This window comes from Haemophilus sp. CCUG 60358, from assembly GCF_001679485.1.
Taxonomy (GTDB): Bacteria; Pseudomonadota; Gammaproteobacteria; order Enterobacterales; family Pasteurellaceae; genus Haemophilus_D.
The window spans coordinates 324,824-348,181 of the sequence record NZ_LZOZ01000014.1 but is presented as its reverse complement, the minus strand read 5'-3'; the positions used below and the strand labels follow the sequence as shown (position 1 = coordinate 348,181).

Below are 23,358 nucleotides of genomic sequence, written 5' to 3'. Positions count from 1 at the left end.
AAAGAGGGGGGAAGGGGGAAGATTTTTGATTATTTACTTAAACATTGAGCATAGCTATCAGCGGTAGCTTGAAGGAAATTCGCATAGGAATTTGGACCAAGCTGTACGTTATCGCCAATAGGATCTAAACGACCTACGTTAACTTTTGTACTTTGAGCAAGAGAATCAATTACTTTTGGTGTGAATTGAGGTTCAGCAAAAAGACAATTTACACGATGTTCTTCAATTTCTTCTTTGATGTGAGCAATGGTTTTTGCACCTGGTGCCACTAATGGATTAATGGTGAAATAACCGGTTTGATTTAAACCATAAGCATCATTGAAATAGCTATAAGCATCATGGAACACAAAGAAGCCTTTATCTTTAAGTGGCGCTAATTGTGCTTTGATCTTATCGCTTTGCTCAGTCAAAGTGCGGTTAAAATCGGCTAAGTTTTTCGCGATGAGCTCTTTTTTATCCGGATATTGTTCTGTTAATTTATCCGCCACTTTCTGTGCCACAATTTGGCTAATCTCTGGTGAATACCATAAATGCCAGTTTACACTTAAACCATTTTCATCTACATCATGATGGTGATCGTGATGCTCATGAGCATGTTCGTGTTTATGATCGTGTCCATGCTCATGTTTATGGTCGTGTCCATGTTCGTGTTTATGGTCGTGCCCATGTTCATGTTTATGATCATGGCTGTTGCCATGCTCGTGCTCATCATCTTCATGATAATGCTCATGATGAACTTTACTTAAAAGCGGTTTAATTTCTGGAATATCAGAAATATTAATGACTTTTTTACTATCAATTTGGCTAATTGGTTTTGCTAAAAAAGCATCAATATCTTCACCAACCCAAAGCACTAAATCTGCCGATTTCACTTTTTGCACATCTGAAAGTTTTAAGCTGTAATCATGAGGAGAAGCACCAGCAGGCACTAAAATTTGCGTATCCGTTACACCATTAGCAATAGACGATGTAATAAAACCGAGGGGTTTCACGGAGGCCAATACATCTGCATTTGCCATCATTGGAAGCGTTAAAAGTGCGGTAGAAATTGCACTCATTTTTAATACTTGTTTCATTTTTGTTTCCTTACTTTTATTGGGAATTATTCTCAAAGCCAACATAGACTACGCCTTTTTGATAAAATTGCAATATTTCAAATTAAAAAAATGAAGTGATATTTCTTCATCTTATTGAATACTTTTCTTCATAAAGAAAAAGCAACGTTTTTACGTTGCTTCATTTCTTTATTTTAATAACTTGTCTATTACCCGAGAAACGGCAAAAAATCCAAAGGTTGCGGTTATCATGGTTGCTGCACCAAAGCCATTTGCACAATTCATGGTGGCTGATACTTCACAGCCCTCACCCATTTTAGGGAAAATCAGAGGCTGACTAGAAAACACCGCATCAACTGCGAACTTACGTTGTGGATTTTGGGTAAAATTAAAATCCTTACGTAAAACTGACCGCACTTTTGCCAATAATGGATCTTGGATCGTTTTGCTTAAATCGGCTATTTGGATTTTGGATGGATCTGTCTGACCACCTGCGCCCCCAATAGTAATAATCTTGATTTTATTACGTTTGCAATAGGCAATCATCGCCGCTTTGGTTTTCACATTATCAATAGCATCAATGACATAATCATAGCTACGATTTAAGTATTCGGCTTGATTATCCGGTGAAATGAAATCATCGATAATATTCACCACACATTCTGGGTTAATCAGCTTAACTCGTTCTGCCATCACTTCCGTTTTAAGCTTGCCAATATTGCCACTTAACGCAGGAAGCTGACGGTTAATATTGGTGACACAAATGTCATCCATATCAATCATGGTGATCTGCCCTACGCCACTTCGAGCCAATGCTTCCACCACCCACGAACCTACGCCGCCAATACCAATAACGCATACATGAGCCTGACGTAAACGCGCCAAGCCTTCTGGTGTATAAAGGCGACCAATGCCGCCAAAACGTTGTTCGTAGTTATCGATACGAGCCATTATTGTAGTACCCAAACACGTCCATAATGTTTTGATAAACCCGCGATGTGACCTGCTTGATCGCCAATACCACGGTATAAGTCAAAGTGGTGGCCGTTTACCGCACCGCCCACATCAAGCGCTACCATTAAGTGCAATTTGTGTGAGCCAGTCCAGTTACCGTTGTTATCAATATCTGGTACTTCAACCAATAATACGGTACCAGAAGGAATGACATTGCGATCAGAAGCCACAGAAGCCATAGGTACTAAAGGCACACCAGCAGAACCTTTCACTTTTCCTGTCGGATCGTTTTTAAAGAAAACATAAGATGGGTTACGCTCTAATAATTCCTGTACACGAGATGGGTTTGCTTTACCCCATTCACGAATCGCTTGAATAGACATTTTTTCTTTTGGAATTTCACCATCTTCTACTAACAAGCGACCAACTGCTTGATATTTATAACCATTTTGACCTGCATAAGCTAAATAATTTAAATTGCCATCGCCGTAATCAACATAACCACTACCTTGTACACCAAGTAAGAAGTTATCCATCATTGAATCACTATACGCAAGCTCTAAGCCTTTTCCTGCCAATGCACCATTGTAAATTTCCGCACGGCTATAACGTTTATAACTTGGCATCGCATAAATTGGATATTGATATTTGCCTTGTGCAGTGCGGCGAGCATGAATAACCGGCGAATAATAACCCGTCATCAAGACGTTTTGATAACCATCAAAACCTTTCATAATCTGAGGGTTAATACCATATTGCGCTAATTCATTCACATTTGCCCCTGAAAGTACCCAGTTGGTGATCTTGCCGTAACTCACAGCAAAGCGATTAGTAATTGAGTTTGAATAGCCACGTACGTTAGAAAGCTGCGTTAAAAAATCACCTTGGTTGACGACCGCACTTTTGTTATCCACAGAAGCTACTGGGCTTAAAATAGCTTGTTGATAATTACGTCCGCTATACTTTGCCCCAAATTTTTGTGGATCATCGCCTGTCGCGGTACGCGGTACGCTTGAATTATTTTTTGAAGAGACTTTACTTGGTGCTGAACCACATGACGCAAGCACTGAAACTGCCGCCATTACAGAGAGCATTTTTACAGCGAGATGTTGACGAAATTTCATTCTTATTTTCCTAAATTAAACTAACTAATACAAAGTTGCATACGCTATCAAAAATTCCCTTTTAGGACTAGCACTATTTCATAAAATGATTAATTAATATTCACATTGTTTATTTTCTTAACAAACAGAAAGTCAAATTCAGTTTAAATCTTGCAATAATTTTTGAAACGAGTATATTACACGCCATCAGACGCGGGGTGGAGCAGCTTGGTAGCTCGTCGGGCTCATAACCCGAAGGCCGTCGGTTCAAATCCGGCCCCCGCAACCAAATTACAAAGCACCGAGATTTCGGTGCTTTTTTCATTTTTAGATGAAGGTAAATTTAATCGAAATAAAAAGGCACAATGTCGTGAAACATTATGCCTTTATCTATCAATCTTATTAGATTTGATACTTTGTCTTATCGCCAATATCAAAGTGCAATGGCATTCGCCATTTTTGAACCGCAAGAATCAATAATAATCCACCAACAATCAGCGACAAAATTCGGGCAATCCAACCTCCTTCAAATACCCAAGCAAACCAAAGTGCGGCGACAAATGCAGGTTGTAAATTTAACAGCGGTACTCTAAAACAGAAGTATTCTTTAAAACATAATCCACCCAGTGTTACTAATGCACCACCTAACGCTAATTCATGCCAACCTAAAAGCGCACATAAGAGTGCAAGCCACGTGGAAAATTGGAATATTAAGCGGAAATGTTTTAAATAAATATGAAGGGATGACGCACAACAAGTTGCCGCAATCAACACGGCAATTTGAGCCTGTTGAGGATACCAAGTTAAAGCCAAGATGCTAAATGCCGCAATCACAAAGCCTGTGCGATAAATAATGACGGTGAGTTTATCCCAAACATCCATTGGAGATTGAATATGTGGATCAGCCATGCTATTTCCTTATTTTTGATGATAAAAAGTGCGGTCAAAAACACCCTCATTTTTGACCGCACTTTGCATTGAGATTATTTTAATCGATCTAAAATCTTTTGATGAATGCCACCAAAGCTACCGTTTGACATCACAAGAATCTGATCCCTTGGTTTCGCTTCAGCCACAATCATATCGACTAATTTATCAACATTTCCTGTGTAATGCGCTGGTTGCACACATTCTCCTGCAATTTCAGCCACATCCCATGGAATATTATCTGGTTGTAGCATAAACACCGCATCAGCACGTCCAAGTGCTGGCGCAATTTCATCTTTATGCACGCCCATCTTCATAGTATTTGAACGAGGCTCTAAGACCGCAAGAATACGTACACCACCACCTACTTTGTCACGCAACGCCGTAAGTGTCGCAAGAATGGCTTCAGGATGATGAGCGAAGTCATCATAAACCGTAATACCGTTTACTTCACCCTTCACCTCTAAACGACGTTTTGCATTGATAAAGCTACCTAATGCATGACATGCATCTTCAATTTTGACACCCGCATGGTAAGCCGCTGCAACCGCCATTAAAGCATTGTACATATTGTGCTGTCCGACAATATTCCATTTCACTTCAGCAACTTTTTTACCGTGATGGAATACGGCAAATTCAGAACAATCATTAGTAATACGTTCCGCAAACCATTCTTTATCTTTACCGATAAATTGCTGTTCTGACCAACATCCCATATTGAGGGTTTCTTTCACACTCTGTTCATCTGCAAAAGAAAGAACGCGTCCTGTAGAAGGAATGGTTCTAATCATATGATGGAATTGACGCTGGATCGCATGAAGATCATCGAAGATATCAGCATGATCGAAGCTGATATTGTTAATGATCAAGGTTTTCGGATTGTAATGTATAAATTTAGAACGTTTATCAAAGAACGCCGTATCATATTCATCCGCTTCAATCACGAAGAACTCACTTTCCCCTAAACGAGCTGACGTACCAAAATTCCCTGCAATACCACCTATTAGGAAGCCTGGTTTTAGCCCATTTTGTTCTAAAATCCAAGTCAACATACCCGTTGTTGTAGTTTTACCATGTGTACCTGAAACCGCTAACACCCAACGATTACGCAATAAATGGTCGTGTAACCATTGTGGACCTGATGTGTAAGGCAAGGCATTATCCAAAACATATTCCACGCAAGGATTACCACGTTTCATGGCATTACCCACAATCACCATATCGGGTGCTGGCTGAAGCTGTGCAACATCATAATTAGGAATAATTTCAATGCCCTGCTCTTGTAAAAAAGTACTCATTGGCGGGTAAACATTAGTATCGGAGCCTGTTACTTTATAGCCCATTTGTTTGGCAATCATCGCAATGCCGCCCATAAAGGTACCGCAGATGCCTAAAATATGAATATGTTTCATTGTTCTTCTCTAGTTACTAAAAATGCTGACTATGATAAATCAACTCAAAGATTGAGTAAATAAGGGCTGTTTACATAAACAGCCCTCTTTCTTATTTGATTCGGTCAAAGCCCGCTTGAAGATCGGCAATTAATTCATCCGTGTCTTCAAATCCAATATGCACACGAATTAATGAACCTGTTAATTGACGTTCAATACCTGGGCGAATTTTTGCAATTTCTTCTGGTTGATTGCATAAAATGAGCGATTCAAACCCACCCCAAGAATACGCCATTGTGAAAAGATCAAAATGATCCATAAAGGCGGAAAGCTCTTCATCGTTTAAACGTTTATGTAATTCGAAAGAGAATAAACCGCTTGCGCCGGTAAAATCACGTTTAAAGTTTTCATGGCCTGGGCAACTTGGTAACGCAGGATGATACACTGCTTTAACTTGTGGTTGTTCACTTAACCATTTGGCCACTTTTAAACTACTTTCGTGATGTTGTTTTAATCTCACACCTAAGGTGCGAATGCCACGAGCCGTCGTATAGGCAGAATCAGCATCAACCATTTGCCCCATTAAATAGGAATGTTCGCGCAATTTATCCCAAGTACGCGCATTAGCCACAGCAGTACCAATCATAATATCAGAATGCCCCACTAAATATTTGGTCCCAGCTTGAATAGAAATATCAATACCGTGTTCTAGCGCTTTGAATAGTACACCTCCTGCCCATGTATTATCGATCATAATGACGATTTCAGAGCTCACTGCTCGAACCGCTTTAACAATCGTGGGGATATCAGGCACTTCCATCGTTAAAGAACTTGGCGATTCTAAAAATAAGACTTTCGTATTTGGCTGCACGAGTTTGGCAACATCTGCGCCTATCATGGGATCATAATAGGTCGTATCAATATGCATTTTTTTCAAAATTACATTACAAAAATCTTGTGTCGGCTCATAGGCTGCCCCTGTCATTAAGACATGATCGCCTGTTTCCACAAAGGATAAAATAGCATTTGTTACCGCTGCGGCCCCACAAGGATAAAGATAACAGCCTGCGCCCCCCTCCATTTCACACATTAAATCTTGAAGTGCAAAATGCGTTAACGTGCCACGGCGTCCGTAGAAAAGCTCTCCTTTGTAACGATTTTTTGTACAATGTTTTTTATCTGCAATAGTCTCAAATACTAAAGAAGATGCACGTTGAACCACGGGGTTAACTGAGCCTTGACTAAAACGTTTTTTACGCCCAGCATGAACCAGTGTGGTCGATAAGGTATGATGTTCTGACATATATTTCACCTGTAACTTAGACAATATTAATTAATTCAATAGATAAAAACAGCTGTTAAAGTGCGGTTAATTTTCTTAAAATAATCGGCGACTTTTTGCATCCGCAAAATTTTTATTAACTTTCATATAGGAATTATGACTATGGTATTAGTAACTCGTCAAGCTCCAGATTTTACTTGCGCTGCAGTTTTAGGCAACGGAGAAATCGTTAATAACTTCAATTTCAAGAAACACATCAATGGTAAAGCGGCAGTATTATTCTTCTATCCATTAGACTTTACTTTCGTTTGCCCATCTGAGTTAATCGCATTCGACCACCGTTACGAAGAGTTCAAAAAACGTGGTGTTGAAGTTGTTGGTGTATCTATCGACTCAGAATTCACTCACAATGCATGGCGTAATACCCCAACTGAAAACGGCGGTATCGGTGCAGTTAAATATGCATTAGCTGCAGACGTTAAACACGAGATCGCTAAAGCATACGGTATCGAACACCCTGAAGAAGGTGTTGCACTACGTGGTTCTTTCTTAATTGACAAAAACGGCGTTGTTCGTCACCAAGTGGTTAATGACTTACCATTAGGTCGTAACATCGATGAAATGTTACGTATGGTAGATGCATTACAATTCCACGAAGAACACGGTGAAGTTTGCCCTGCTCAATGGGAAAAAGGCAAAGAAGGTATGAAAGACAGCCCTGAAGGCGTTGCTAAATACTTGAAACAAAACGCTGACAAACTTTAATTTTTAAGAAAAAGCCACATTAAGTGGCTTTTTTTATTTTTGTAGATCCTTTAGAATGAGCGTATCTTTAACCAAAGTGCGGTTATTTTTATGAAATATAATATTCCTATTTTCCTGACGATTCTCCGAGTGATTTTAATCCCATTCTTCGTCGTGGCATTTTATTTGCCAATCCCTTCTGCACCTTTTATTACAACGCTTATTTTCTTTATTGCTGGTGTCACCGACTGGTTTGATGGCTATCTCGCTCGAAAATTAAAACAAACAACCCGTTTCGGTGCTTTCCTTGATCCCGTAGCTGATAAAGTGATGGTTATTACTGCGCTTGTATTAATTGTGGAATATCAACATTCTTTCTGGATTACCATTCCTGCCATTATTATGATTTCACGTGAAATCATTATCTCTGCTTTACGCGAATGGATGGCTGAATTAGGTGAACGTAATAAAGTGGCCGTTTCATGGCTTGGAAAAGTGAAAACCACCTCTCAAATGCTAGCTTTAGGTGGATTACTCTGGCGATATAATGTGTATATGGAAACGCTAGCAATTGTATTGCTCTATTTAGCAGCAATCTTAACAGTTTGGTCAATGCTCCAATACTTAAAAGCAGCAAAAGGCAGCTTGTTAGATAACATTGAATTATAGAATTGACTAAATTTTAAATAAAAGGTGCGGTTATTTTAATCGCACCTTTTGTTTTTGAATTATTTTTAACCAATCGAAAACTTTTTTTACGAATTTTATTTGACACAATGAGATAAATCCGTAAAATACGCCCCGTTGTTTGGCAACAAGCAAACGCGGGAATAGCTCAGTTGGTAGAGCACGACCTTGCCAAGGTCGGGGTCGCGAGTTCGAGCCTCGTTTCCCGCTCCAATTTGCCCGAGTGGTGGAATCGGTAGACACAAGGGATTTAAAATCCCTCGCCTTTCGAGGCGTGCCAGTTCAAGTCTGGCTTCGGGCACCATTTCAAAATCATACCAGTGGGTCGTTAGCTCAGTCGGTAGAGCAGCGGACTTTTAATCCGTTGGTCGAAGGTTCGAATCCTTCACGACCCACCACTTTAAATCAGCACCTTAATTGGTGTTTTTTTATGCCTAAAATTTAGGGTAAAGACTTTCCTACTCTCTTTTCTAAAAACAAATAAAAAAATAACCGCACTTTTGTACGGTTACTTATCCATATTCACTTTAAATAATTAGCCGTGATAACGTCCTACGCCTAATTCATCTTCTTTACGAGTACGGTTCATTACTTCTTGTGGTGATTGTGCAATACGTAATCCCATTTGATCTTCAGTACGCACCACATCGCCACGTAGAGAGTTAGTATAAACATCGGTAATCTTGATATCGACAAACTTACCAATCATATCTGGAGAACCTTGGAAATTCACAATACGATTGTTTTCAGTACGTCCTGTTAATTCCATAATATCTTTCTTAGACGGACCTTCCACCAATACACGTTGCTCTGTGCCAAGCATACGACGGCTATATTGCGCCGCTTGTTGGTTGATACGCTCTTGTAAAAGATAGAGACGTTGTTTTTTCTCTTCCTCGGTTACATCATCTGGCATGTCTGCTGCAGGTGTGCCTGGACGCGCGGAATAGATAAAGCTAAAGCTCATATCAAAATTCACTTGCGCAATTAGATTCATTGTTTGTTCAAACTCTTCATTGGTTTCACCTGGGAAGCCCACGATGAAATCTGAGCTGATTTGAATATTTGGACGCACTGCACGTAATTTACGAATAATCGATTTATATTCTAACGCGGTATGACCACGTTTCATCATGGTTAAAATACGGTCAGAACCAGCTTGTACCGGCAAGTGAACGAAGTCCACTAATTCTGGTGTATCGCGATACACGTCAATAATATCGTCAGTAAATTCGATTGGGTGACTCGTGGTAAAACGTAAACGGTCGATACCGTCAATAGACGCTACTAAACGCAATAATTCTGCAAATGTACAAATACCACCATCAAATGTCGGGCCACGATATGCGTTTACGTTTTGGCCTAATAAATTGATTTCACGAACACCTTGATCAGCTAACTGCGCAATTTCAAATAATACATCATCAACAGGACGGCTCACTTCTTCACCACGGGTATAAGGCACCACGCAGTAAGTACAATATTTATTACAGCCTTCCATAATAGACACAAACGCGGTTGGGCCTTCTGCACGAGGTTCCGGCAAACGGTCAAATTTCTCAATTTCTGGGAAACTCACATCCACCACCGAACTTTTACCGCCACGAATTTGGTTAATCATTTCTGGTAAGCGATGTAAAGTTTGCGGGCCAAATACGATATCCACATAAGGCGCACGGTGACGAATATGCTCACCTTCTTGTGATGCTACACAACCGCCCACACCAATCACTAAGTTTGGATTTTGTTTTTTTAATTCTTTCCAACGACCTAACTGATGGAACACTTTTTCTTGTGCTTTTTCTCGGATAGAACAGGTATTTAGAAGTAACACATCTGCTTCTTCTGGAATATCAGTTAATTCTAAACCATGAGTATTTAAGAGAAGATCGGCCATTTTTGATGAATCGTATTCATTCATCTGACAGCCCCATGTTTTAATATGTAATTTTTGCGTCATTTTGCTTAAAAATAAAGATTAGTTAAAAGATAAAATCGGTCGGCTATTGTACAGATTTGTGGGAATTCTGGCTAGTGTAAAATGGACTTTTACCCATTTCGGTATAGAAAAAGTGCGGTTAAAATCACCTGAATTTTAACCGCACTTTGTTTAGTATCCTTCTTCCTCCATATTTGGCAGGAATGTTTTTTGTTTGATTCTCTTCACCCTAGTTTCAATTCGCCCATCTGGATGTAGCTCAATTTCACGCCAACCTGGTTGTAAGGTATCTAAAGCAAAATGATTGCTGTCCGGCTTAAATTGAATGCAAGTCGCTGGTGTTGCCATGGTTTGATAACCTTGCCAATAGCCATCAACCTCTTGATGAATATGACCGTATAAAATCCCTTTTACATTGTTGAATTGAGCAAGAACCTCTGAGAATTCATGAGCATTCCGTAAGTTATGCTGATCAAGCCATGCTGAATTTGTTGGCAATAAATGGTGATGTAAGACGACTAAGCTATGACGCGCCGGATTTTCCGCTAATTTCATTTTTAACCAATCTAGCTGATAAGCACTTAATTCGCCATGAGGCACACCAGAAACTTGGCTATCTAACAAAATCACTTGCCAATGTTTTCCAAGAAGTAAATGTTTTGACGCATTAATAGGTGGTTGGCTTAAATGCTCGACCATTTTAGGTTGAAAATCATGGTTACCCGGAAGCCAAAATACTGATTTATTTAACGGTTTGACCATCTCAATAAATCGTAGATAGCCTTCATCGCTACTATCTTGTACCAAATCACCCGTCGCAAACACGACATCATAATCAAAAGATTCTGCCTGAATTTCTTTTAACACCTGAGAAAAGCTTTCGTGCGTGTTAATACCTAATAACTCTTTGCTTGTATCCTTAAATAAATGAGGATCGGTAATTTGTAATAATTTGACGATCTCACTCTCGGGTTCGCATTCAAATGTATTGCTCATGGGACTCCTATTGCCAGCGCTGCCGCAATTGGGCGTAATTTAATTGAAGCCATTGCAAGCCCATTACTGCAATGCCATTATCAATTTTACCTTCACACATCCATTGATAGGCCTGTTCACGTTTCACCACATGAACACGGATGTCTTCATTTTCTTCAGCTAAACCATGAATGCCCTTGGCTTGCGAGCTATCTACTCGACCGACAAACAGATGAATACGCTCGACTACGCCACCCGGGCTATCCCATACACTTAAACAATGAGTAAGATCTTGAACTGATACACCAGCTTCTTCTTCACTTTCACGCAAAGCGACCTCTTCAGGTTGTTCACCCTCTTCTACCATCCCGGCGATCAATTCTAATAACCAAGGAGAACGAGCAGAACCAGGTTGATATGCACCAATGCGTACTTGTTCCACCAAAACCACCGAATCTTCTTTCGGATCGTAAGCAATTACGGCAGAGGCGGCACCTTTTACCAACAACTCTCGTGTTACGACACCACTTTCGCCACCGGCAAAAAGTTTGTGTTTGAACTGTACTTTCTTAAGTGTAAAAAAACCTTTATAAACAGTTTCTTCATTAAGAACTTCTATATCATGCTGACTAAACTGTTGAATTTCTGACATCATTACTCTCCTAGTATCGAGGTCGCATAATACTCCCATAAAAAAATAAAAAAAACTGAACCCTCTATTTTTTTGTCGAAACTTTGAAGCCGGTCACAAAAAAAGAAAACCTATGATGATTTCTTATTCATCATAGGTTTACATTAAAAATTTATTTAAATTAACAAACGCGGCTGGTTATCTCCCCATCTGCTACCTTCGTTTTAATGGTGTCGCCTGTTTTGACTTGCTTCACACTCATAATAGCATGTCCTTTATCATCCTCTGCAATGGAATATCCTCGCGCTAACACTTTCAATGGGCTTAATCCATCTAACTTGCCACACAATGTTGCCAATTTATTTTGACGTTCCGTGACTTGACGATTCGCCCCTAAATTTAACCGCACTTGTAACTGAGCTAAATATTGGGATTGTTTTTGCAACCGATAAGGCAACGGATTTTGTTTTAAGCGTGCTGAAAGTGCGGTCAATTTTTGCTGCGTTTTATCCATTTGTCGCTGCATTGCCAAAACTAAACGATGATGTAATTGTTCCGTTCTGGCTTTTTGCATCAATAATTGATTTTGCGGATGTTGGTTTTGTAAGCGTAAACGTAACTGTTGTAAACGTTGTTGTTGCTGACTAAAAATACGATCTAACGCCATCTCCAAACGCTGTTGTTTATAGGCTAACTGTTGAAGTAACTCCTGCTGATTACGACTCACTAACTCTGCCGCTGCAGACGGCGTCGGCGCTCGTAAATCAGCTACAAAATCTGCAATGGTAACATCCGTTTCGTGACCGACTGCACTGATAATCGGTAAATTAGAACGGAAAATCGCACGTGCCACTTCTTCTTCATTAAAGCACCAAAGATCTTCTAAGGAACCACCACCTCGACCGACGATCAATACATCTACTTCTTGACGAGCATTGGCGAGTTCAATCATTTGGACGATTTCAGCCGTTGCTTCTTTTCCTTGCACTGCCGTTGGGTAAATCACCACTTTTAAACTGGGATCTCGGCGAGCCAAAATATGTAAAATATCCTGCAACGCTGCACCAGTCGAAGAGGTTACAATGCCCACCGCTTTAGCAAAGTCTGGCAAGCTTTTCTTCAAGTTTTGTGCAAACAACCCTTCAGCCGCCAATTTCATTTTTAGCGCTTCAAATTGCTGTTGCAACAATCCCTCACCAGCAGGGTGCATGGATTCAATAATCAGCTGATAATCACCACGAGGTTCATATAAACTGACATTCGCCCGCACCAACACCTGCATACCATTTTGCGGACGAAATCCCACCCGCAAATTTTTCATGCGGAACATTGCACCACGAACCTGGGCATTTTCATCTTTTAGCGTCAAATACCAATGTCCTGACACTGGTTGGGTGAAATTAGAAATCTCCCCTGTAAGCCAAATCTGTGAAAAATTCCCTTCTAACATTTGGCGAGCAGCACTGTTAAGCTGGGAAACGGAGTAAATGTTTTCAGACATTATTCAATCAACACCCAACCGTCATCTAACCAGTTACAAATCGAATCGAGCAATAATTCCATTGTACTTTCAGGATCTTCTGTATCATTCACTAAATTATTTAAGAATTCCCAATCTAGCGCTTCACCATCGGAAAGACGCTTCAACACTTCCGCTTCAATTACATTCACTTCATCCAACCATTCGCCATTCGCATAAATGCGGAGCGGATTTTCGGTGTAAAGTAATTTGCAGTTATTGTCCTGCATTAACACACCTTGTTCCTCTTCTAAAATTGACCGCACTTCGTCAGGATCGGACATTTCATCGGATACTAACATTTCATAGCGACGTGAACTCACTGTGCCTGCTACCGCTTGTTTGAACAAGGCATCAAAGGCTTCTGACTCTGCCAATTTCGCTAAGAATTGCTTTTTCATTGCTTGAATATTTTCATCCGCCAATTTGCCCGTACTTTGCTCTGATTGCGTTAAGCGTAACGGTAATTGGAACTCGCTTAAATTCAATTCAGGATCCTGATGACAAAACGCTTTATTCACGTTATCGAGAATGTCCGCTAAATTCGGGTAACGCAAACCAAAAGAAAAGGTCAAACAATCATCTTCTGCCACACCATAATGTGACATACGAGCCGGAATATAAAGAATATCGCCTGGATTCATCACTTCATCAATCACCAATTCGCCCATATCATCGAAAATACGAATCGGCTGATTCGGTTTGAATTCTGTGGAAGAATCACACCATTTGCCTAACTGCCAACGGCGATGACCATAGCCTTGCACCAAGAACACATCATATTCGTCATAATGTTTACCAACGGAACCTCCTTTAGGTGCATAGGACACCATAATATCGTCGCGTTGCCATTGCGGGATAAAGCCAAACTTATTCCAAAGCTGACCGAGTTCAGTGCTCCATTGTTCTAGATTTTGGACGAGCACCGACCATTTTTCTGGTACATCCGCAAAATCTTCTTCGGATAACGGACTAAAAAACACTTTCCAATTATCATCTGAAAAGGTTTTCACTAAACGTGCCGTCACATCTTCGCCTTGTGCTAATTCGATGATATCGTCAGGCTCGAATTGGCCAACAATTTCAGGCAAACCATTACGAATAATCAATGGTTTTTTCTGCCAATAATCACGCAGGAAAACTTCAGGGGTAATGCCATCAGGCAGACAATATTGGTTGGAAAGTGCGGTCATTTTTTTACTCCTTTTCCTGTTTTTCTTGTTGAGCTTTTTCTTGTGCAGCTTTGGCTTGCTCTGCTGCACGTTTACGACGAATTTCTTTAGGATCGGCTAACAATGGACGGTAAATTTCAATACGATCACCATCTTTTAACTGATCCGTTAATTTGGCTGGACGGGAATAAATTCCTACTTTATTCTCGCGCAAATCAATCTCGGTAAATTGTTGTAAAATGCCCGATTGTAAAATAGCCGTTTGGATCATCGTACCTTCATCCACTTTGAAGGACTTCAAATAATAGCGATCCGGCAAGGCATAAGCGATTTCAATATTAATTTGTTTCATGTCTTATTCTGTCTTAATGAGTTTTCCGTTATTATAGCGGAAAAGTGCGGTCAATATTAACGATAAAATAGGAGCACATCATGAATTGGGTATTTTTTGCTATTGGTTCAGCCTTTTTCGCTGGACTTACCGCTATTTTAGGCAAATTAGGGGTTGAAGGCATTAACAGTAATCTCGCGACCTTTATCCGTACGATTGTGGTTTTACTGGTCACGGCTGGCATCATTAGTGCTCGCAATGAATGGCAACTGCCACAACATATTGCCGCAAAACCATTTACCTTTTTAATTCTTTCTGGTGTTGCTACGGGCCTATCTTGGCTTTGTTATTATCGCGCGTTACAAATGGCACCTGCCTCTTGGGTTGCACCTATTGACAAACTCAGTGTGGTCATTGCGATTATTTTAGGCGTAGTTTTGTTGGGTGAACCCTTAAGCATGAAATTAGTCATAGGAAGTCTATTAATTCTCTCGGGCGTTTTAGTCTTAGCCTTATAGATTGAGAAATTAGCCCTTTTTCGCTACAATACGCCACTATTTTTATTCAAGCAGAAAACTATGTCTGAAATTAAACTCATCGTGGGGCTGGGAAACCCTGGCGATAAATATGCGGAAACCCGCCACAATGCAGGTGAATGGCTGATTGAGCGTTTGGCTCGTCGCTTTAATGTTTCCCTTAATGCAGAAAATAAATTCTTCGGTTATGTAGGAAAAACACTGATTAACGGCAAAGAAGTCCGTTTTTTAGTGCCAACGACGTTTATGAATTTAAGTGGAAAAGCCGTAGGCGCACTTGCTAATTTTTATCGCATCAAACCAGAAGAGATTTTAGTGCTACACGATGAATTAGACTTACCTCCAGGCACCGTAAAATTAAAACAAGGTGGCGGACATGGCGGACATAATGGTTTAAAAGATATCGTGGCACAGCTTGGTAACAGCAACAATTTCTATCGTTTACGCATTGGCATTGGCCATCCTGGACACCGTGATTTAGTTTCAGGTTTTGTGCTTAACAAACCTGCGCCTGCAGAAAGAGAAGCGCTCGATAAAGCGTTAGACGAAGCCACCGATTGCATTGAATTGCTTTTCAAAGAAGGCATGGTGAAAGCCACCAATCGCTTAAACAGTTTTAAAATTTAACTCAGAAGTGCGGTGAAAAAACACCATAAATTTTAACCGCACTTACGCTTACAATAAGGAAAACATCATGGGATTTAAATGTGGTATCGTTGGTTTGCCAAACGTCGGTAAATCTACCCTTTTTAATGCATTAACCAAAGCCGGTATCGAAGCGGCAAACTATCCGTTTTGTACAATCGAACCTAATACTGGCGTGGTACCAATGCCGGATCCGCGTTTAGATGCGTTAGCGGAAATTGTTAAACCTGAACGCGTATTACCCACCACCATGGAGTTTGTGGATATCGCTGGTTTGGTTGCGGGTGCAAGTAAAGGTGAAGGCTTAGGTAATAAATTCTTAGCTAACATCCGTGAAACTGATGCAATTGGTCATGTTGTTCGTTGTTTTGAAAATGATGACATCGTGCACGTTGCGGGTAAAATCGACCCATTAAGCGATATCGAAACCATCAATACCGAATTAGCCCTTGCTGACTTAGACAGCTGTGAACGTGCTATTCAACGTTTACAAAAACGTGCAAAAGGTGGGGATAAAGACGCAAAATTTGAGCTGTCTGTGATGGAAAAAATCCTTCCTGTACTTTCTGAAGCAGGCATGATTCGTTCTGTTGAGTTAGATAAAGATGAATTATTAGCAATTAAAAGCTATAACTTCCTCACATTAAAACCAACCATGTACATTGCGAACGTAAATGAAGACGGTTTTGAAAATAATCCGTATTTAGACAAAGTACGTGAGTTTGCAGAAAAAGAAGGCTCTGTTGTAGTGCCTGTATGTGCCGCGATTGAAGCAGAAATTGCTGAACTTGATGATGATGAAAAAATCGAATTCTTACAAGACCTTGGCATTGAAGAACCAGGCTTAAACCGTGTAATTCGTGCAGGTTATGCCTTATTAAATCTTCAAACCTACTTCACTGCGGGTGTGAAAGAAGTGCGTGCATGGACGGTTTCTGTGGGTGCAACCGCCCCTAAAGCAGCGGCAGTAATCCATACTGACTTTGAAAAAGGCTTCATCCGTGCAGAAGTAATTGCTTACGATGACTTCATCCAATTCAAAGGTGAAAACGGTGCAAAAGAAGCAGGTAAATGGCGCTTAGAAGGTAAAGACTACATCGTGCAAGATGGAGATGTCATGCACTTCCGCTTTAACGTATAAAAACGCTTCAGACCGCATAACTATGCGGTCTTTTTGTATTTATAAAAGGAAAAAACAATGTCGGATAAATTAAATCAACTCATCGAATTGTTAAAATTAGAAAAAATTGATGATCTTATCTTTCGCGGAGCCAGTGAAGACTTAGGTTTTCGCCAAGTGTTTGGCGGTCAGGTCGTGGCGCAATCTCTTTCTGCCGCGATGCAAGTTGCCCCGCCTGAGCGTGTACTCCATTCTTGCCATGCTTACTTTTTAGCACCTGGCGATAGTCAACACCCGATTATTTATGACGTAGAAACTTTACGTGAAGGACGCAACTTCTCTGCGTTACGCGTAAAAGCCATTCAACATAAAAATGTGATTTGTCATGTCACTGCTTCATTTCAAGTACCCGAAGAAGGCTTCGACCATCAATCAGCCATGCCGCAAGTGCCAGGCCCTGAACAATGCATTGATGAACACGAAATCATGTTAAAAGTAGCACAGACGTTACCCGAAAGCTTAAGTGAAAAATTTGCTCAAGAGCGACCATTTCAGATTCATAGCCGATATTTGAACAATCCATTTGATGGTCGAGAACTGCCGCCAGAACAATATGCTTGGTTTAAAACCAATGGAGAAGCACCATTAGATTTGCAGACTCAACAATGTCTCTTAGCCTATTTTTCTGATTTTCACTGTATTTTGACCGCACTTCACCCACATGGAAAAGGCTTTTTACAGAAAGGGATGAAAGTGGCTACAATCGACCACAGCATTTGGTTCCACCGTCCCTTCAATTTAAATCAGTGGCATTTACATGCCATTGAAAGTAATAATGCTTTTGCGGGGCGTGGTTTAGCGAGAGGACAAATTTTTGCTGCAGATGGCACATTAATAGCCACCACACAGCAAGAAGGGTTAATTCGTTATCAAGAATAACCGCACGTTAAAACCAGGTGCAGACTAGCCTTCGTAACCGATATCTTCGAAAGTTGGGTTTTCTGCGCCTTGTTTGGCTAATTCATCACAAATTTCATTTTCACGATGGCCTGAATGGCCTTTCACCCACTGCCAATCAATGTTATGGGTTTGAATCGCCTGATCTAACGCAATCCATAAATCCTGATTTTTTACCGCTTTGCCCGTGCTGGCTTTCCAATTGTTTTTCTTCCAATTGTAAATCCATTGCGTGATGCCATTTTTCATATATTGGCTATCGCTATAAAGCGTCACATGACAAGGCTCTTTTAAGCTATTTAAGGCCTCGATCACTGCTCGTAATTCCATGCGATTATTGGTGGTTTTAAAATACCCTTTTGAAATATGTTTTTCGTGCTGTTTATAGCGCAGGACAATCCCTATTCCCCCAGCGCCTGGATTGCCTAGGCAAGAGCCATCCGTAAAAATTTCAATCTGTTTTTGCATAACTAATTCGAGCTTGTGTAAAATAGACGGTATTTTAAAGGAAACAAATAGGTAGAACAATGATAAATCCGGATCGCCAGATTGTACTGGATACTGAAACCACCGGTATGAACCAAATTGGTGCGCATTACGAAGGGCATTGCATTATTGAAATTGGCGCGGTGGAAATGATCAACCGTAAATACACGGGCAATAATTTTCACATTTATATTAAGCCGGATCGTTTGGTTGATCCTGATGCCATTAAAGTTCACGGTATTACGGATGAAATGCTGGCAGATAAACCGGATTTCAAAACGATTGCACAAGATTTTATTGAATACATTCGTGGTGCTGAACTACTGATTCACAACGCCCCCTTCGACGTGGGCTTTATGGACTATGAATTCCGTAAACTCGGGTTAGATATCAAAACGAACGATATTTGCCTTGTTACCGATACGTTGCAAATGGCACGCCAAATGTATCCTGGAAAACGGAATAGCTTAGATGCGTTGTGTGATCGTTTAGGCATTGATAACAGCAAACGCACGCTCCACGGGGCCTTACTGGATGCGGAGATTTTAGCCGACGTTTATTTATCCATGACGGGCGGTCAAACTAGCCTATTTGATGAAGATCATGCGGATAGTCCAATTATCCAAGCTGGTACCAATATGCAAGATCGTCAAAGTGCGGTCAATTTTTCGCAAAATTTAAAAGTGTTACAACCCACCGATGATGAACTCCAAGCCCATTTAGATTTCATTAAATTGGTCAATAAAAAAAGCGATGGCAAATGTTTTTGGTCGATTCGTACGGGGGAGGAAACCTCACATTAATCGGTTATCTATTAATCAGATAAACATAAAAAAGAAAAAAAAGATTGACGGTTTTAACGTTCATCATTATTATACCCAGCACTTAGCGGAGTGGTAGTTCAGCTGGTTAGAATACCTGCCTGTCACGCAGGGGGTCGCGGGTTCGAGTCCCGTCCATTCCGCCAATTTAAAACTTGTCTTAATATACTCACGGAGTGGTAGTTCAGCTGGTTAGAATACCTGCCTGTCACGCAGGGGGTCGCGGGTTCGAGTCCCGTCCATTCCGCCAATTAAGCCGAGATAATGAAGCACCAGAAGGTGCTTTTTTTATGCCCGAATTTTACCTGCCAGCCAACATTCGCTATAATTAACCAAATTTACACTTTACAGAGATATTTTTTATGACAACTCCTGTCGTTGCCTTAGTGGGTCGCCCAAACGTAGGCAAATCCACCCTATTCAACCGTTTAACCCGTACTCGTGATGCGCTTGTTGCTGACTTCCCTGGTTTAACTCGAGATCGTAAATACGGCCATGCCAATATTTCTGGCTATGATTTTATTGTGATCGATACCGGCGGTATTGATGGCACAGAAGAAGGCGTTGAAGAAAAAATGGCGGAACAATCCTTATTAGCGATTGAAGAAGCCGATGTAGTGCTTTTCTTAGTGGATGCGCGCGCAGGTTTAACGGCAGCAGACATTGGTATTGCCAATTACTTACGCCAACGTACGAATAAAACAACCGTCGTGGTGGCGAATAAAACTGACGGTATTGATGCAGACTCACACTGTGCAGAATTCTATCAATTAGGCTTAGGTAAAATTGAACAAATTGCTGCATCACAAGGCCGTGGCGTGACTCAATTAATGGAGCAAGTACTTGCACCTTTAGCGGAAAAATTACAAGAAAACGAAGCAGAAAATGACCGCACTTCTGATGAAGAAGAAAAAGATGAATGGGATCACGAATTTGACTTCGATTCAGAAGAAGATACTTCATTGATTGATGAAGCATTAGACGAAGAGCTTGAAGAAGAACAAGATAAAAATATCAAAATTGCGATTGTAGGCCGTCCAAACGTTGGTAAATCGACATTAACCAATCGTATTTTAGGTGAAGATCGCGTGGTGGTTTACGACATGCCAGGCACAACACGTGACAGTATCTACATTCCAATGGAACGCGATGGGCAACAATACACCTTGATTGATACAGCGGGTGTGCGTAAACGTGGTAAAGTGCATTTAGCCGTTGAGAAATTCTCTGTTATTAAAACCTTGCAAGCAATTCAAGATGCAAACGTGGTATTACTCACAATTGATGCGCGTGAAAACATTTCAGACCAAGATCTCTCTCTACTTGGCTTTATCTTAAATACAGGACGCTCACTCGTGATCGTCGTGAATAAATGGGACGGCTTAGATCAAGATGTGAAAAATCGCGTCAAATCTGAATTAGATCGCCGTCTTGATTTCATCGACTTTGCCCGTGTGCATTTTATTTCTGCTTTACACGGCAGTGGCGTGGGGAATCTTTTTGATTCGATTAAAGAAGCTTATGCTTGTGCGACACAAAAAATGACGACGTCCCTTCTCACCCGAATCTTACAAATGGCAACGGATGAGCACCAACCACCAATGATTGGCGGTCGTCGTATTAAATTAAAATATGCTCACCCAGGTGGTTATAACCCACCAATTATCGTGGTGCATGGTAACCAAATGGATAAATTACCGGATTCATACAAACGTTATTTATCTAATTATTATCGTAAGAGTTTGAAAATTATTGGTTCGCCAATTCGCTTGCTATTCCAAGAAGGTTCAAACCCATTCGCGGGTAGAAAAAATAAACTCACACCAAACCAATTACGTAAACGTAAACGCTTAATGAAGTTTATCAAAAAAGCGAAACGCTAATCTTAACAAACAAAGAGCGGTCAAAAATCACTGTGAATTTTGACCGCTCTTTTTATTGAAAAATAAATTATTCGTCTATAACCACTTTGCCAATATAGCCTAGATTACGATAACGTTGAGCATAATCAATACCATAGCCGACAACAAATTCATCCGGAATAGAAAAACCAATCCATTCAACCGGTACTTCCACTTCTCGGCGAGAAGGTTTATCTAATAAGGTACAAATCGCCAAGCTTGCAGGATCGCGTAAATTTAAAATGCCACGTACTTTTTCAAGGGTATAGCCCGTATCAATAATGTCCTCAACAATCAGCACGTGTTCATTGCGAATATCGCCCTCGAGATCTTTCGTAATTTTCACATCGTGATTGCTTGTCATCCCAGCGCCATAACTTGATGTGGTCATAAACTCCACTTCTACCGGTAATTTTAATTCACGCACGAGATCGGCCATGAACATAAATGAACCACGTAAAAGCCCAACAACAATCAGTTTATCAATGGCTTTTTGTTGATAAAAATGCGTAATTTCCGCGCCAAGTTCAGCTATGCGACTACGGACATCCGCTTCTGAAATCATAATATCGACGTGGTGTTTTTTCATAGTCTTTCCTTTTTTATTTAATCGTTTGCGTATTCTACAATAAAAAAGGCTGAAGTTTAAACCTTCAGCCTTTTTAACCCTAACGAATTTACTTTCTACTCTACCTGTTGGAGCAATCTGCAATCGCTACTAAACAGATGTGCGTATAGTAGCAGAAAGAAATTACATGTCAATAAGAATTATTATCATTTTTAAAAAAATTATTAATTTCCTGAAATTTTCATCTTATCTAACAAGATTGAACCGGTTTGAATATTGGAACGATGTTCAACATCATCTGCTACTGCCACAATATTTTTTAACATATCCTGCAATTGACCCGCAATCGTAATTTCAGCAACTGGATATTGGATCTCGCCATTTTCCACCCAGAAACCGGCTGCGCCACGAGAATAATCCCCGGTCACAATATTGACACCTTGTCCCATGACATCGGTAACCAATAAACCAGTGCTCATTTGACGTAAAAGTGCGGTCAATCCGCCCGTTAAATTTGGTTTCACGAGCCAGTTGTGAATACCGCCTGCATGCCCAGTACTTTGCATGCCCATTTTTCTACCGCTGTAACTGGTGAGCAAATAGGTTTGCAACACGCCATCTTGAATAATTTCAAGATTCTGTGTGCGAACCCCTTCGCTATCAAAAGGCGTAGAGGCTAAACGTCTTAACAAATGAGGACGCTCACTGATTTGGAACCAATCTGGCAATACTTGTTTTCCAAGATGATCGAGCAAGAAACTGGATTTGCGATATAAGCTGCCGCCACTAATCGCGCCCGTTAAATGAGAAATTAATCCTGTGGCCACATCATTTAAGAAAATCACGGGCACTTCGCGCGTGCTTAATTTCTGTGGATTTAAACGCGCGATCACTTTTTTCGCGCAATTTTGTCCTACCCAATCCGCGGAAGAAAGCGCATCAAACTCACGTGAAACCGTGTACTCGTAGTCATTTTCCAGTTGATCTAGCTCTCCACCAATCACCGAACAAGATAAAGAATAGCGGCTAGATAAGTAACTTTGTAGCATGCCGTGTGTATTGCCATAAACACGCACGCCAGTATGTGAATTAAAACTTGCACCGTTACTATTCACGATTTTAGCATCGTATTCCAACGCTGATTTTTCAGCCTCTAAAGCTAATTTTGTAGCCTGTTCAACATCAACACTTGCCCCATGATAAAGTTCTAAATCGGGCGCTTCAAAAGCCATTAGTTCTTTATCTGCTAGCCCTGTGCAATCATCTGGTGAGGTATATTTTGCAATAGCGAGCGCGGCTTCAACGGTGTTTTTAATCGCTTCTTCACTTAAATCTGAAGTAGAGGCATTACCTTTTTGTTGGCCTAAATAAACGGAAATACCTAATGCCCCATCGTTAGTAAATTCAACATTTTCAATCTCTTGCAGACGGGTTGAAACCGATAAACCACTCACTTTTGTAACGCCAACTTCTGCGGTGGCTCCCGCTTTCTGGGCGGTTTCAATCGCAAAACTGACTGCATCACGCAATGTTTGCTCTTGAGATTTTAAAAGTGCGGTTAAATTTTCTGCTGTTTTCATGGTGATAATCCTATTAAAAATTTGCGCCATTTTA

General features: G+C 40.6%; 23 protein-coding genes and 6 tRNA genes. 14 read left to right on the top strand and 15 right to left on the bottom strand.

The features are described from left to right. Positions 1–29: 29 nt before the first annotated feature. From znuA to mltA, 3 genes are all read right to left on the bottom strand, one after another. A complete protein-coding gene (znuA, locus tag A9500_RS06785; protein WP_065244343.1) occupies positions 30–1,076 on the bottom strand; it encodes a zinc ABC transporter substrate-binding protein ZnuA in 1,047 nt (348 codons plus the stop codon). 168 nt (positions 1,077–1,244) lie between these two features. Further along, entirely contained in the window at positions 1,245–2,006 is a 762-nt protein-coding gene (gene tcdA, locus A9500_RS06780) for a tRNA cyclic N6-threonylcarbamoyladenosine(37) synthase TcdA (RefSeq protein WP_065244342.1), read from the bottom strand. Continuing rightward, complete coding sequence (gene mltA / locus A9500_RS06775; protein WP_065244341.1) at positions 2,006–3,133, bottom strand: murein transglycosylase A; 1,128 nt, start codon at positions 3,131–3,133, stop codon at positions 2,006–2,008. Before mltA ends, tcdA begins: the two co-directional genes overlap by 1 nt. Positions 3,134–3,324: 191 nt before the next feature. Here mltA and A9500_RS06770 point away from each other — a divergent pair. After that, positions 3,325–3,401, top strand: a tRNA-Met gene (locus A9500_RS06770). A 113-nt stretch (positions 3,402–3,514) separates the two neighbouring features. Here the strand turns inward: A9500_RS06770 and A9500_RS06765 are convergent. The 3 genes from A9500_RS06765 to metC form a co-directional block, all read right to left on the bottom strand. Continuing rightward, a complete protein-coding gene (locus A9500_RS06765) occupies positions 3,515–4,021 on the bottom strand; it encodes a DUF2301 domain-containing membrane protein (protein WP_065244340.1) in 507 nt (168 codons plus the stop codon). Positions 4,022–4,095: 74 nt separating this feature from the next. After that, positions 4,096–5,451, bottom strand: a complete 1,356-nt coding sequence (gene mpl, locus A9500_RS06760; protein WP_065244339.1) for a UDP-N-acetylmuramate:L-alanyl-gamma-D-glutamyl-meso-diaminopimelate ligase — start codon at positions 5,449–5,451, stop codon at positions 4,096–4,098. Positions 5,452–5,542: 91 nt separating this feature from the next. Continuing rightward, on the bottom strand, positions 5,543–6,733 hold the full coding sequence (gene metC, locus A9500_RS06755; RefSeq protein WP_065244338.1) for a cystathionine beta-lyase: 1,191 nt from the start codon (positions 6,731–6,733) through the stop codon (positions 5,543–5,545). Positions 6,734–6,874: 141 nt separating this feature from the next. Here metC and A9500_RS06750 point away from each other — a divergent pair, with 141 nt between their 5' ends. The 5 genes from A9500_RS06750 to A9500_RS06730 all read left to right on the top strand — a co-directional run bounded on the left by A9500_RS06750 (position 6,875) and on the right by A9500_RS06730 (position 8,541). Beyond that, entirely contained in the window at positions 6,875–7,477 is a 603-nt protein-coding gene (locus A9500_RS06750) for a peroxiredoxin C (RefSeq protein ID WP_014065088.1), read from the top strand. 90 nt (positions 7,478–7,567) lie between these two features. Further along, positions 7,568–8,125 (top strand): CDP-diacylglycerol--glycerol-3-phosphate 3-phosphatidyltransferase, encoded by a 558-nt coding sequence (pgsA, locus tag A9500_RS06745; RefSeq protein ID WP_054418055.1) that lies wholly within the window; start codon positions 7,568–7,570, stop codon positions 8,123–8,125. A 155-nt stretch (positions 8,126–8,280) separates the two neighbouring features. Further along, positions 8,281–8,356: transfer RNA gene (locus A9500_RS06740), tRNA-Gly, on the top strand. Positions 8,357–8,360: 4 nt separating this feature from the next. Beyond that, positions 8,361–8,447, top strand: a tRNA-Leu gene (locus tag A9500_RS06735). An 18-nt stretch (positions 8,448–8,465) separates the two neighbouring features. Then, positions 8,466–8,541, top strand: a tRNA-Lys gene (locus A9500_RS06730). Positions 8,542–8,678: 137 nt separating this feature from the next. Here A9500_RS06730 and miaB read toward each other — a convergent pair. The 6 genes from miaB to A9500_RS06700 all read right to left on the bottom strand — a co-directional run bounded on the left by miaB (position 8,679) and on the right by A9500_RS06700 (position 14,731). After that, complete coding sequence (gene miaB, locus A9500_RS06725; protein ID WP_005698299.1) at positions 8,679–10,103, bottom strand: tRNA (N6-isopentenyl adenosine(37)-C2)-methylthiotransferase MiaB; 1,425 nt, start codon at positions 10,101–10,103, stop codon at positions 8,679–8,681. A 150-nt stretch (positions 10,104–10,253) separates the two neighbouring features. Further along, positions 10,254–11,078, bottom strand: coding sequence for a 3',5'-cyclic-AMP phosphodiesterase (cpdA, locus tag A9500_RS06720; RefSeq protein WP_065244337.1), 825 nt, complete (start codon positions 11,076–11,078; stop codon positions 10,254–10,256). A 7-nt stretch (positions 11,079–11,085) separates the two neighbouring features. Then, entirely contained in the window at positions 11,086–11,709 is a 624-nt protein-coding gene (nudF, locus tag A9500_RS06715) for an ADP-ribose diphosphatase (RefSeq protein ID WP_065244336.1), read from the bottom strand. A 160-nt stretch (positions 11,710–11,869) separates the two neighbouring features. Next, positions 11,870–13,189: an exodeoxyribonuclease VII large subunit gene (gene xseA / locus A9500_RS06710; RefSeq protein ID WP_065244335.1), complete on the bottom strand. Its 1,320-nt coding sequence runs from the start codon at positions 13,187–13,189 to the stop codon at positions 11,870–11,872. Further along, on the bottom strand, positions 13,189–14,400 hold the full coding sequence (locus tag A9500_RS06705) for a cupin domain-containing protein (protein ID WP_065244334.1): 1,212 nt from the start codon (positions 14,398–14,400) through the stop codon (positions 13,189–13,191). The genes xseA and A9500_RS06705 overlap by 1 nt, the downstream gene beginning before the upstream one ends. A 4-nt stretch (positions 14,401–14,404) precedes the next feature. After that, complete coding sequence (locus A9500_RS06700) at positions 14,405–14,731, bottom strand: RnfH family protein (RefSeq protein WP_065244333.1); 327 nt, start codon at positions 14,729–14,731, stop codon at positions 14,405–14,407. Positions 14,732–14,811: 80 nt separating this feature from the next. Between A9500_RS06700 and A9500_RS06695 the strand changes: the two genes are divergently transcribed. The 4 genes from A9500_RS06695 to tesB all read left to right on the top strand — a co-directional run bounded on the left by A9500_RS06695 (position 14,812) and on the right by tesB (position 17,950). Further along, complete coding sequence (locus tag A9500_RS06695) at positions 14,812–15,228, top strand: EamA family transporter (protein ID WP_065244332.1); 417 nt, start codon at positions 14,812–14,814, stop codon at positions 15,226–15,228. Between the two features lie 60 nt (positions 15,229–15,288). Further along, positions 15,289–15,873, top strand: a complete 585-nt coding sequence (gene pth, locus A9500_RS06690) for an aminoacyl-tRNA hydrolase (protein WP_014065080.1) — start codon at positions 15,289–15,291, stop codon at positions 15,871–15,873. Positions 15,874–15,940: 67 nt separating this feature from the next. Further along, a complete protein-coding gene (gene ychF / locus A9500_RS06685; protein WP_049355809.1) occupies positions 15,941–17,032 on the top strand; it encodes a redox-regulated ATPase YchF in 1,092 nt (363 codons plus the stop codon). A gap of 57 nt (positions 17,033–17,089) precedes the next feature. Next, complete coding sequence (gene tesB, locus A9500_RS06680; RefSeq protein WP_065244331.1) at positions 17,090–17,950, top strand: acyl-CoA thioesterase II; 861 nt, start codon at positions 17,090–17,092, stop codon at positions 17,948–17,950. A 24-nt stretch (positions 17,951–17,974) separates the two neighbouring features. Here tesB and rnhA read toward each other — a convergent pair whose 3' ends face one another. After that, positions 17,975–18,436: a ribonuclease HI gene (gene rnhA, locus A9500_RS06675; protein ID WP_005699219.1), complete on the bottom strand. Its 462-nt coding sequence runs from the start codon at positions 18,434–18,436 to the stop codon at positions 17,975–17,977. A gap of 59 nt (positions 18,437–18,495) precedes the next feature. Between rnhA and dnaQ the strand changes: the two genes are divergently transcribed. The 4 genes from dnaQ to der all read left to right on the top strand — a co-directional run bounded on the left by dnaQ (position 18,496) and on the right by der (position 21,158). Beyond that, positions 18,496–19,257 (top strand): DNA polymerase III subunit epsilon, encoded by a 762-nt coding sequence (gene dnaQ, locus A9500_RS06670; RefSeq protein ID WP_049364385.1) that lies wholly within the window; start codon positions 18,496–18,498, stop codon positions 19,255–19,257. Positions 19,258–19,344: 87 nt separating this feature from the next. Further along, a tRNA-Asp gene (locus A9500_RS06665) sits at positions 19,345–19,421 on the top strand. A gap of 27 nt (positions 19,422–19,448) precedes the next feature. Next, positions 19,449–19,525 (top strand) — tRNA-Asp (locus tag A9500_RS06660). Between the two features lie 112 nt (positions 19,526–19,637). Next, positions 19,638–21,158 (top strand): ribosome biogenesis GTPase Der, encoded by a 1,521-nt coding sequence (gene der, locus A9500_RS06655; protein WP_049371540.1) that lies wholly within the window; start codon positions 19,638–19,640, stop codon positions 21,156–21,158. Positions 21,159–21,225: 67 nt separating this feature from the next. Here the strand turns inward: der and hpt are convergent, their stop codons facing one another. Together hpt and pmbA are read right to left on the bottom strand one after the other, a co-directional pair. After that, positions 21,226–21,765, bottom strand: a complete 540-nt coding sequence (hpt, locus tag A9500_RS06650; protein WP_049371541.1) for a hypoxanthine phosphoribosyltransferase — start codon at positions 21,763–21,765, stop codon at positions 21,226–21,228. Positions 21,766–21,968: 203 nt separating this feature from the next. Continuing rightward, a complete protein-coding gene (pmbA, locus tag A9500_RS06645) occupies positions 21,969–23,324 on the bottom strand; it encodes a metalloprotease PmbA (RefSeq protein ID WP_049371542.1) in 1,356 nt (451 codons plus the stop codon). Positions 23,325–23,358: the final 34 nt, after the last annotated feature.